Origin of the sequence: Georgenia sunbinii (genome assembly GCF_036421875.1) — a bacterium.
GTDB lineage: Bacteria > Actinomycetota > Actinomycetes > Actinomycetales > Actinomycetaceae > Georgenia_B > Georgenia_B sunbinii.
The window spans coordinates 1-12,816 of sequence record NZ_JAZGOL010000013.1 but is presented as its reverse complement, the minus strand read 5'-3'; the positions used below and the strand labels follow the sequence as shown (position 1 = coordinate 12,816).

Genomic DNA, 12,816 nt, shown 5'->3' with positions numbered 1-12,816 from the left:
GGGGCCCGCAGCCGGTCGGCTGCGGGCCCCTCGTCATGCGCGCGTAGCACCTGGTTCCGTAACCGCAACTTAGCTCTTTTGGTTTGACACCGACGAAAGGTCGCTTAGGATTCTTGGTGGTGTGACCCGAGACATATTCGTCCCGGCCACGCACGGCCCTCGTAGTCGAGGGGCGCAAACCACGACCGGCTCGGGGTCGATGGGCGGCGGAGAATCCGCCACCTGTTGGCCCGGCGGACCGCGACCACGTGCGTCGGGACCGTTCCGGACTTGCCAAGGAGGAGCTTGTGGCCAGAAGTTTAACGGGCGGCCGATGGTCGACCCGAGGCGCGGCAGCAGTGCTGTCAGCCGCGCTGGTACTACCACTGACGATCTCCGGGGCGCAGGCTAACCCCGGAAACGCCCAGGTCCCGACAACTGTGGGGACCCAGGCTGACACTCCAGCAGTCACGGCCGAGGCCGAGACCGACTGGAACGATTACGAGAAGGTCCTGCTCACCAAGAACACCGGTGAGCCGATCGACCTCGCCGTGCTGCCGGACACCCGAGTGCTGCACACCGCGCGCGACGGCGTCGTCCGCCTGACGGACCCCTCGACCGGAGCGACGACCCAGGTCGCCAAGCTCGACGTCTACGCCAACTCCGAGGACGGCCTCCAGGGCATCGAGCTGGACCCCAACTTCGAAGAGAACGGCTGGGTCTACCTCTCCTACGCTCCCCGCGTGATGTCGGGGACGACCGAGGCCGGGGTTGCCTACCCCGAGACCACCCCCGCCGGGAACGCCCCCAACACCGTTCCCGAGGGTGAAGACCCCGAGACCTACTGGGACCAGTGGCTCGGTTACAACCTCCTGTCCCGCTTCCAGTGGAACGCCGAGACGAACACGCTCGACCTCGACTCCGAGCAGGAGATCATCAAGGTCAGCGCCCAGCGCGGCCAGTGCTGCCACGTCGGCGCGGACATCGCCTTCGACGAGGACGGCAACCTCTACCTGTCCTCGGGTGACAACACCCCGGCCGGCACGCCTGGCGCGAACGGCTACACGCCGATCAACAACGCCCCGGGGATGAACCCCGGCTTCGACGCCCGCCGCGGTGCCGGTAACACCAACGACCTGCGTGGCGCGATCCTGCGGATCAACGTCAACGACGAGATCGAGGAGGGCGTCGAGCCCGGACCCGGCACGTCGTACACGATCCCCGAGGGCAACCTCTTCAACTCCGGCGACTACGACGCCGACCTGGTCCGCGAAGAGCTCTACGTCATGGGCCTGCGCAACCCGTTCCGCATCGACTACGACGCCGAGTCCGGCGCGCTGGTCTGGGGCGACTACGGCCCCGACGCCGGTTCGGCCCAGGCTGACCGCGGCCCCATGGGGTACGTCGAGTGGCAGCTGACCACCGAGCCGATGAACGGCGGGTGGCCCTACTGCCACGGCCCCAACGACGGTGGCGCCTACAACGAGTGGGACTACGAGAACGACGCCGCCGGTGACCTCACCTTCGACTGCGACGCTCCGGTCAACAACTCGACCTGGAACACCGGTCTTCAGGAGCTTCCGCCGGTCACCGAGCCGCAGCTCTGGTACGGCGACAACCCCGGCGACCAGCCGTGGGACATCCTCGTCGAGCTCGGTGGCGGCGGCCAGGCTCCCATGGGCGGCCCGATCTACCGCTACGACGAGAGCCTCGAGTCGGACACGAAGTTCCCCGAGTACTGGGACGGCAAGCCGTTCATGGCGGAGTTCTCCCAGGACTACGTCGTGTCGATCACGATGGACGAGCTCTCCTCGCAGGGCGAGGTCACCGACATCAGCGACTTCCTGCCGAACCTCCACCTCGAGACGGTGAACCAGCCCATCTGGGACAACGTCATGGACATGGAGTTCGGTCCGGACGGCTCGATGTACGTGCTGGAGTACGGGGACGGCTTCTTCCGCCAGAACCCGGACGCCGGCCTCTACCGCATCAACCACGTCGGTGACGGCAACAAGACCCCGCAGGCGTCCTTCACCGCCACCCCGGCATCCAGCAGCGAGGCGCCGCTCGAGGTCGTCTTCGACGCCTCGGCGTCCCGCGACCCCGAGGGTGAGGAGCTCACCTACGAGTGGGACTTCGACAGTGACGGCGTCTATGACGCCGAGGGCGTCGAGACGACCTACACCTTCGAGGACCTCGGCCGTTACGACGTCACGCTGCGCGTCACCGACCCGCAGGGTGCGATCGGCCTGGCCACCACGCCGGTCACGGTCGGCAACACAGCCCCGGAGATCACGCTCAGCGTGAACGACGGTGCCATCTTCAACTGGGGCGACGACGTCCCGGTCACCGTGTCCGTCAGCGACGCGGAGGACGGCGACGAGCCGAACTGCCGCAACGTCAACTGGACCTTCGGTCTGGGACACAACGAGCACGCCCACCCGGAGGTCTCCGGGCGCGGCTGCGAGTTCATCATCGAGACCAGCGAGGACGCCGTCGAGCACGGCGAGGGCGAGAAGATCTACGGCACCCTCGTCGTCTCCTACGCCGACGAGGCGCAGGGCGAGGTCCCGTCGATCACCGGCGAGGCCACCCTCATCCTCAAGCCCGAGGTTCAGCAGGCCGAGTGGTTCGACGCCGCTGAGGGCATCACCGTGGTCGACGACGCCGAGGCCGGCGCCGGCGGCTACGTGAGCGAGTTCGACGAGGGTGACTCGATCACCTTCCGTCCGTTCTCCTTCACTGACGCGGCGACCGGCGATGTCATCGACACCGTCACCGCCCGCGGCAACGGCGAGGGCACCATCTCCCTCGGCTGGGCCGGGGTGGACGGCACCTTCGCTGACATCGAGTTCACCGGTAGCGAGCCCGCGGAGCGGAACCTCACCGCTGCCTCGACCGTCGGCCAGTGGTTCGCCGACCCCATCGGCGCCCAGCTGCTCGGCGAGATCGTCCCGGCGGACGTCGCCGACCAGATCAGCGACGTCGCGCTCGAGGACCTCGTCGAGCTGTCCGAGGGCGCTTTCTCGGCCCACGCACTGGCCGAGCTCGTCGACGCATACCAGAACGCCCCGGCAGCCCCCGGTGACGGTGGCTGGCAGGACGTCGAGGTTCGCCTGACCGACATCCCGCAGGGCTCCGGCGAGCTCGTCGTCACCAGCACCGGTGGCGTCGACCTCGACTACCTGGCCTTCACCGCCTCGGGCGAGCAGCCCCCGGCCCCGCAGATCCAGATCCCTGCGGAGAAGGTCTCGATCGGCATGTTCTCGCTGACCCCCTGGGTCGGCGAGGATGGTCTCCCGGCCGTGTTCGAGCGGCTCGCCGAGATCGGCTTCCAGAACGTCGAGCCCTTCGGCAGCAACTTCAACGGCTACACCGCCGAGGAGTTCCGCGCGATGACCGACGAGATCGGCCTGAACGTCCCGTCCTCGCACTACAACACCAACGAGGACACCTTCGACGAGACGCTCGCGTACGTCGAGACGCTGGGCCAGGAGTACGTCGGCTCGGGTGGCTTCGCCGCTCCGGGAATCAACGAGTCGGAAACCGCTTCGGGCTACGAGAACACCCTTGCCACCGCCGAGACGATGAACCGTCTCGGTGAGGCCTCGGTCGAGGCCGGCATCGGCAAGTTCTTCGGCCACAACCACGACGGTGAGTTCACCGCCGTGTACGAGCACGAGGGCGAGGAGCTCTCCGCGTGGGAGATTCTCGTCCGTGAGACGAACCCCGAGCACGTGACCTTCCAGCTCGACGTGGCCTGGGCCGCGCACGCCGGTGTGGACGTCCCTGCCCTCATCGAGGAGTACGGCGACCGCATCGAGCTGCTTCACGTCAAGGACGCCGTCAACGTCGCTGGCGAGGGTCGTCCGACCTTCACCAACCTCGGTGAGGGCGAGGTCCCGCTCCAGGAGATCCTGGCAGCGGCCGAGGAGCACGCGGAGATCGCGTACTACGTCCTCGAGTTCGACCGCGCCCCGCTGGGCGAGGACTTCGTCGAGACCGGCTTCTCCTACCTCACCGGTGAGGACCGCGCGCCGGTCCGCATCCCGGTCGAGGAGGTCTCGATCGGCATGTTCTCCCTCATCCCGTGGGTCAACGAGGCAGGTCTGTCCTCGGTGCTCGCGCGCCTGGCGGAGATCGGCTTCGAGAACGTCGAGCCCTTCGGCGGCAACCTCGGCGGCTACACCGCTGAGGAGTTCCGCGCGATGACCGACCTCATCGGGCTGAACGTGCCCTCGTCGCACTACAACGTCGCCGAGGACACCTTCGACGAGACGCTCGCGTACGTCGAGACCCTGGGCCAGGAGTACGTCGGTTCGGGCGGCTTCCCCCAGCCGGGGATCAGCACCTACGGGCGCGTGCTCCAGACGGCCGAGGCGATGAACGACCTGGGTCAGCGCTCGGTCGAGGCGGGCACCGGCAAGCTCTTCGGCCACAACCACGCCGGCGAGTTCACCACCGTGTACAACCACGGTGGCGAGGAGATGTCGGCGTGGGAGATCCTCGTCGAGGAGACCGACGCCGAGTACGTGACCTTCCAGGTGGACGTGGCCTGGGCCGCGCACGCCGGGATCGACGTGCCGGCTCTCATCGCGGAGCACGGCGACCGCATCGAGCTGCTCCACATCAAGGACGCCACCGGGCTCGGTGAGGACGATGGTCCGAACTTCACCAACCTCGGTGACGGCGACATGGACCTGCAGGCCATCCTGCGGGCGGCTCGGGACCACGCGGAGATCGCGTACTACGTCCTCGAGTACGACGTCTCGCCTGACGGCCCGAGCTTCGCCACCACCGGGTTCGAGTACCTCACCGGCCAGCCGGCCGGCGAGGAGGGCTCGCGCGTGGTCGAGGCGACTCCCGCCGCAGTGACGTTCGACGATCAGTACGGCACGGCGAGCGACACCTACACGGTGCCGCGCGCCACTGGCGTGGAGTACGTCATCAACGACGAGGTCGTGGCCGCCGGCACCCACCCGGGTGAAGGCACCGTGACCGTGACGGCCCAGGCCGCGGAGGGCTTCGTGCTCGCCGACGACGTCACCGCCGAGTGGAGCCACACCTTCTCCACCGTGGAGGCGCCCGGCCCGGACAACCGGACCTCGCAGTTCCACCTCAGCAACAGCTGGACCGGCGCCACCGCAGCGCACTTCATGTTCGGCCGGATGGTCGACGAGGTGCTCATCGGTGACTGGGACGGCAACGGCACGGACACCATCGCGGTCCGCAAGGGCAACGAGTTCCACGTGAGCAACAGCCAGCGTGGTGGCGAGCCGGACGTCGTGCTGACCTACGGCCGCCCCGGCGACGTCATCCTCGTGGGTGACTGGGACGGCGACGGCTCGGACACCTTCGCGGTTCGCCGTGGGTCCGAGTACCACGTCAAGAACTCCCTGCGCGGGGGTCCTGCCGACGTGGTCGTCAACTACGGTCGTGCGGACGACGAGGTGCTGGTCGGTGACTGGAACGGCAGTGGCGTGGACACCTTCGCCATCCGCCGTGGCGCCCAGTACCACGTGAAGAACTCCGTCATCGGCGGCGACGCCGACGTGGTCGTGACCTACGGTCGCGCCAACGACGTCACCCTCGCGGGTGACTGGGACGGCAACGGCACCGACACCCTCGCGATCCAGCGGGGTCGGACGTTCCACGTGAACAACTCGCTCAGCGGCGGGGACGCGGACATCGTCCTGACCTTCGGTCGCCTCGGCGACGAGGTCATCGTCGGTGACTGGAACGCTGACGGCACCGACACGCTGGGCATCCGTCGCCCGGTCGGTGGCTGGAAGACTGCTGGGGGGGCTCCCAAGAGCTGACCGACTGACAGCAGGAGCATGACGAGGGGCCCGCAGCCAACTGGCTGCGGGCCCTTTGCCGTCGCTGCCGCTGGGCGTCAGCGGGCCTCGAACTCATTGACGGTGCTGCGCACCCTGGCTATCGTCCTATGTGACCTAACACACATATCGCGAAGGGGCGATGCGTGCCGGTGCGCCATGGGAGACGCACCTCGGCACGGACACCTCGTCGACGACGATGACGAGGAGGAAGTCGTGGTCAACAGATCCACACGCCGGCGATGGTGGTCTCGGGGTGCCGCAGCGGTGCTCACCAGCACCCTGGTCGTGCCCTTAGCAGTCAGCGGTGCCGTCGCACAGACAGATCCGCCGCCGGCAGATGATGAGTTCAGCGCGCTGGTCTTCAGTCACACGGAGGGCTTCCGGCACGGCTCGATCGAGTCCGGCGTCGCCGCCATCGTGCAGCTCGGTGACGAGAACGGGTTCACGGTGGACCACACCGAGGACCCTGCCGACTTCACCACCGAGAACCTGTCCGACTACGACGTCGTCGTCTGGCTCTCCACCACCGGCGACGTGCTCAACTCCGATCAGCAGGCCGCCTTCGAGGGCTACATCCAGAGCGGTGGTGGCTACGCCGGCATCCACGCCGCGAGCGACACCGAGTATGACTGGGCCTGGTACGGCGAGCTCGTCGGTGCCTACTTCGAAAGCCACCCCCCGGGCACGCCGGACGCGACCGTCCAGGTCGCCGACCACGCCCACCCCTCCACCGCCCACCTCCCCTTCGAGTGGGACCGCACCGACGAGTGGTACACCTATCAGGACAACCCGCGCGGTGACGTCCACGTCCTCGCCAGCCTCGATGAGGACAGTTACGACGTCGGCAGTCACGCCATGGGCCACGACCACCCCATCGCCTGGTGCCAGAACTACGACGGCGGCCGCTCCTGGTACACCGGCGGCGGACACACGAACGAGTCCTTCGCCGAGCCGGCCTTCCTCGAGCACATCCTCGGCGGGATCCAGACGGCCGCGGGCGTCGCGGACGCCGACTGCGCCGCCACCGTCGAGAGCTCGTTCGAGCAGACGACACTCGTCATGGGCGAGCAGAACGTCGGGGAGCCGATCGCCCTCGCCGTCCTGCCCAACGGTGACGTCGTCCACTCCGCGCGCGACGGGCGGATCTTCTACACCACCGGTGATTCCCTGAGCCACACCGCCGGCACCATCCCCGTCTACAGTCACGATGAAGACGGACTCCAGGGCCTCGCCGTCGACGCGAACTTCGCCGAGAACCGCTGGGTGTACGCCTACTACGCGCCGGTGCTCGACACCCCGGCGGGCGACGCCCCGGAGTTCGGCACCGCCGAGCAGTTCGCCGCCTTCGACGGGTACAACCAGCTCTCCCGGTTCAAGCTCACGGAGTCGAACACCATCGACCTGGCTTCCGAGCAGAAGATCCTCGAGGTCGAGGCGGACCGCGGCACGTGCTGCCACGCCGGTGGAGAGATCGACTTCGACGCCGAGGGCAACCTCTGGCTGTCCACCGGTGACGACACCAACCCGTTCGCCTCGAACGGCTACACGCCCATCGACGAGCGCGCCGACCGCAACCCCGCGTGGGATGCGCAGCGCTCCTCGGGCAACACCAACGACCTGCGCGGAAAGCTGTTGCGCGTCTCGGTCAACGAGGACGGCAGCTACGACATCCCCGAGGGCAACCTCTTCGAGGACACCGAGCTGACTCGCCCGGAGATCTACGCGATGGGCTTCCGCAACCCGTTCCGGTTCTCGGTCGACCACGAGACCGGCTGGGTGCACCTGGGCGACTACGGCCCGGACGCCGGCGGCGCCGCGAACCCCGACCGTGGCCCGCAGGGGCAGGTCGAGTTCAACCTCATCAAGGAGCCGGGTAACTACGGCTGGCCGTACTGCCACGGCGCCAACGACGCATACATCGACTACGACTTCGGCACAGAGGAGTCCGGCGCGGCATTCGACTGCGACAACCCGGTCAACGAGAGCCCGAACAACACCGGTCTCACCGAGCTCCCGCCGGCCGTGCCGGCGTGGCTGCCCTACGACGGTGGATCGGTCCCGGAGCTCGGCAGCGGCAGCGAGTCGCCCATGGGCGGCCCGACCTACCGCTACGACGCGGAGCTCGACTCGGACACGAAGTGGCCCGAGTACTTCGACGGCAAGACTTTCAACTACGACTGGGGCCGCGGGTGGATCCACGAGTTCGTCATCGATGACGACGGCAACCTCGTCGACATCCTGCCGACGCTGGACCACCTGGACGTCCAGCTGCCGATCGCCGTCGAGTTCGGCCCCGATGGAGCGATGTACGTCCTCGACTACGGCACCGGCGGCTACTTCTCCGGCGCTCCGGACTCCGCGGTCTACCGCATCGACTATGTCGCAGGCAGCCGAAACCCGAGCGCGACGATCACGACCTCGGCGACCAACGGCCAGGCGCCGCTGACCGTCGAGTTCGACGGCTCGGGCTCCAGTGACCCCGAGGGCGAGCCCCTCAGCTACGCCTGGGACTTCGAGAACGACGGCACGGTCGACTCGACCGACGCCACGGCCAGCCACACCTACACCGAAGAGGGCCAGTACACCGCCCGGCTCACCGTCAGTGCGGGGGAGGGGGAGGGCGTGCGGACCGGCACGGCGACGGTGAACATCGTCGTCGGCAACACCGCACCGCAGGTGACCCTCGAGATCCCGGAGGACGGCAGCATCTTTGGCTTCGGCGACCAGGTGCCCTACCGGGTCGTGGTCACCGACGCCGAGGACGGCGAGATCGACTGCTCCCGCGTCCGTGTCGAGTACATCCTCGGCCACGACGACCACGGGCACCCGCTCAGCTCGACCACCGGCTGTGAGGGCGTCATCGTCACACCGAACGACGAGGGTCACGGCCTCGACGCCGACATCTTCGGTGTCATCAACGCCTCGTACATCGACCTCGGAGCCGGCGACCTGCCGGCGTTGCGGGCCGACGACGAGGCCGTGCTGCGGCTGCGCAACCAGCAGGCGGAGTTCTACACCGACTCCGAGGGCGTCAACGTCTTCGCCAAGGACGGTGCCCGCGGAGGGGCGCAGGTCGGCGACATCCACAACGGTGACTGGATCTCCTTCGACCCGATGAACTTCGTCAACATCGACGGCGTCTCGGTGCGGTACGCCTCGGCGGGTGCCGGTGGCACCCTCGAGGTCCGTCAGGGAGCACCCGACGGACCGCTGGCTGCCACGATGGAGCTCGCTCCCACCGGCGGCTGGGAGACCTGGGCCGTCAGCGAGACTGTCCCGATCACCGATGCCGGTGGCGAGGGACCGGTGTACTTCGTGTTCACCGGAGACCCCACTCAGGCGCTGTTCGACGTCGACGAGATCCGCTTCTCCGGCAAGGGGGCCGCGACCAACGCCGCCCCGGTCGTGTCCGCGTCGGTGACGCCGGAGCAGGGAACTGCTCCGCTCGAGGTCACCTTCACGGCGACGGCCGAGGACCCGGATGGCGACGAGGTCAGCCTCGCATGGGACTTCGGGGACGGAAGCACGGGCGACGGCGCCGAGGTGACCCACACCTACACGGCTGCGGGCTCCTACACGGCCACCGTCACCGCTTCCGACCCCGGCGGCGCCACCGCCACGGCGACGGTGACCGTCACCGTCAACGCACCGGCGATGCAGTGCTTCAGCGGTCGGTCGGACGACTTCACCGGTGACGCTCTCGACACCGAGCGTTGGTCGGTGGTCCGCCAGGACGACAACCTGCGCGTCGAGGACGGCCACTTGGTCATGCCGACGTCGCAGACCGACATCTACGGCACGAACAACACCGACAGCCCCAACCTCGTGCTGCAGGACCTGCCCGACGGCCCGTTCACGGCCACCGTCAAGGTGACCATGGACGGCACCGACGCCTACCAGCAGGCCGGTCTGCTCCTCTACGGCGACGACGACAACTACGCCAAGATGGTCTTCCAGGACCGCAGCGCGAACAGCGCCGAGCGGGTCTTCCAGTTCATCCGTGAGGAGAACGGGCTCCCGAACGAGGTCGCGGACTCCAACAGCCCGACACTCGGTGCGGACTACCCCACCACCGTGTGGGTGCAGCTCGCCAGCAACGGGCAGGACCTCACCGCGGCGTACAGCGCCGACGGCGTCGACTTCACCCAGATGGCCGAGACCAAGTCGCTCGTCGGCATCACCGATCCGCAGATCGGCATGTTCGCGGTCCAGGGCAGTGGCCAGGCGCAGGCCCCGGTCGATGCCGCCTTCGACTACTTCACCATCACGCCGGACGACACCGCCACCGCCGACGACCCGAACGACGAGTTCGACGGCACGGCGCTGAACGACTGTCGGTGGGACGTCGTCCGCCCGGACGCCGACCACCTGCGCGTGACCGACGGTCACCTGGAGCTCGACGCCACCGCCGGTGACATCTATGGCGGCGACAACCAGACCCCGGCCAACTTCGTGCTCCAGCAGCTCGAGGGCGACTGGACCGTGGAGACCGTCGTCGACGTCTCGGAGACCTCCCAGCAGTACGAGCAGGGCGGCCTGATTGCCTACGTCGACGACGACAACTACGTCAAGCTCGACGTGCTCACGACCAACGCGCCGGGCAGTGCCGCCGTTCGCAGCATCGAGATCCGCAGCGAGATCGACAGCGTGGTGCAGAACCCGCAGCCGACCTCGCCGGCGATCACGGCGACGACGGTGCACCTACGACTCACCAAGGCGGGGGCCACCTTCACCGGGTCCTACTCCGTCGACGGTGGTGAGACGTGGACCGACCTGGAGTCGGTGACCAACGCGGGTGTCGCCGCGGACGGGCGCGTCGGTCTCTTCGCGCTTGGTGCTGCATCGCCCGACGAGCCGACGATCCGCTTCGACCACTTCCGGGTGATCGGGGACGAGCCGCCGGTCGAGCCGGTTCTCGTGCCGGTGGACAAGGTCTCGATCGGTCTGTACTCCCTCATCCCGTGGGTGAACGCGGAGGGGCAGCAGACGGTGCTCGCCCGCCTGGCAGAGATCGGGCTGGAGAACATCGAGCCGTACGGCGGCAACTTCGACGGCTACACGGCCGAGCAGTTCCGCGCGGTGACCGACGAGATCGGGCTGCATGTGCCCTCGTCGCACTACAACACCGCCGAGGCGAGCTTCGACGACACCTTGGAGTACGTCGACACGCTGGGCCAGGAGTACGTGGGCTCGGGCGGCTTCGTCCAGGGCTTGAACTTCAACTCCTACGAGTCCACCCTCGCGGTGGCCGAGGCGATGAACCGCCTGGGTGAGCGTTCGGTCGAGGCCGAGATCGGCAAGTTCTTCGGCCACAACCACGCGGGCGAGTTCACCACTACGTACGAGCACGAGGGGGAGGAGCTGTCGGTCTGGGAGATCCTCGTCGACCAGACGAACCCGGAGTACGTGACCTTCCAGGTCGACGTGGCGTGGGCGGCGCACGCGGGTGTGGACGTCCCGGCTCTCATCGAGGAGCACGGCGAGCGCATCGAGCTGCTGCACATCAAGGATGCGACCGGTCTGGGCGGAAGCATCTCCTTCACCAACCTTGGTGAGGGAGACGTGGACCTCCAGGGGATCCTGGCGGCCGCGGAGGAGCACGCGGAGATCGCGTACTACGTCCTGGAGTACGACGTCGCGCCGCAGGGCGAGGACTTCGTCGTCACCGGATTCGAGTACCTCACCGGCCAGGAGGCCGGCGAGGAGGGCTCGCGTCCGGTGGAGGTGACTCCCGCGGAGGTGACGTTCATCGACGAGGACGGTACCGAGGACGACACGTACACCGTCCCGTGGGACGTTGGCGTGGAGTACCTCGTCGACGGTGAGGTCGTCGAGGCCGCGACGGTGCCGGGTTCCGGCGCCGTGACGGTCACGGCGCGTGTCCTGGATGGTTTCGTGCTGGCTGAAGGCGCGGTGGCGCAGTGGTCGCACACCTTCTCCACCGCCGAGGAGCCGGAGCTGGTGGAGGTCACGCCGGAGGCGGTGACCTTCACTGACGAGGACGGTACCGAGGACGACACCTACACGGTCCCTGCGGTCGACGGCGTGGAGTACGTCGTCGATGGTGACGTCATTCCTGCTGGGACCTACCCAGGTGCTGGTGAGGTGACGGTGACGGCGCGTGCGCTGGACGGTTTCGTGGTCGCTGATGGCGCTGCGGTCGAGTGGTCGCACGTGTTCTCCACCGAGGGTGGGGAGCCGGAGCCCGAGCCGTCGTCGGCGGCGGAGTTCCACCTGAGCGACAACTGGCGAGGCACGACGCACCACTTCTTCAAGTACGGACGGATCACCGACGAGGTGTACGTCGGTGACTGGGACGGTGACGGGACCGACTCGATCGCGGTGCGTCGTGGGAACGAGTTCTTCGTGTCCAACGCGCCTCGCGGTGGGGACGCCGACTGGACCTTCCGCTACGGCCGTCCGGGCGATGTCGTGCTGGTCGGTGACTGGGACGGTGATGGTCGCGACACGTTCGCGGTGCGTCGTGGCAACGAGTACCACGTGAAGAACCACCTGCTGGGTGGGGACGCAGACGTGGTGTTCCACTACGGCCGGGAGGCTGATGTGGTGCTGGTCGGTGACTGGGACGGTGACGACCTGGACACCCTGGCGGTGCGTCGCGGCAACGTGTACCACGTGCGCAACTCGGTCACTGGTGGCCCGGCGGACCAGGTGCTCCGCTATGGCCGGACCAGTGATGTCACGCTGGTGGGTGACTGGAACGGTGACGGGTTCGACACGATGGCGGTGCGCCGTGGCGCGACCTACCACGTGAAGAACTCGCTGACCGGTGGCGACGCTGACCTGCGGGTGACCTTCGGCCGGGCCAACGACGAGGTGTTCGTCGGTGACTGGAACGGTGACGGTTCAGACACCCTGGGCATCCGCCGCGGCCAGCGGCCGGCCACAGGTCAGGCGCCGGGGGAGGAGACAGCGGTCTGACCCTGAGCAGTAGGCACGACTGAACGACGTGGGGCCCGCAGCCAACCAGGCTGCG

2 protein-coding genes are annotated in these 12,816 nt (G+C 68.0%); both read left to right on the top strand.

Annotated elements, in window-relative coordinates; all coding sequences use genetic code 11:
- Positions 1 to 419 precede the first annotated feature (419 nt).
- Entirely contained in the window at positions 420 to 5,798 is a 5,379-nt protein-coding gene (locus V2J52_RS16825; RefSeq protein WP_331228900.1) for a TIM barrel protein, read from the top strand.
- Between the two features lie 285 nt (positions 5,799 to 6,083).
- Complete coding sequence (locus V2J52_RS16820; protein WP_331228899.1) at positions 6,084 to 12,761, top strand: ThuA domain-containing protein; 6,678 nt, start codon at positions 6,084 to 6,086, stop codon at positions 12,759 to 12,761.
- Positions 12,762 to 12,816: the final 55 nt, after the last annotated feature.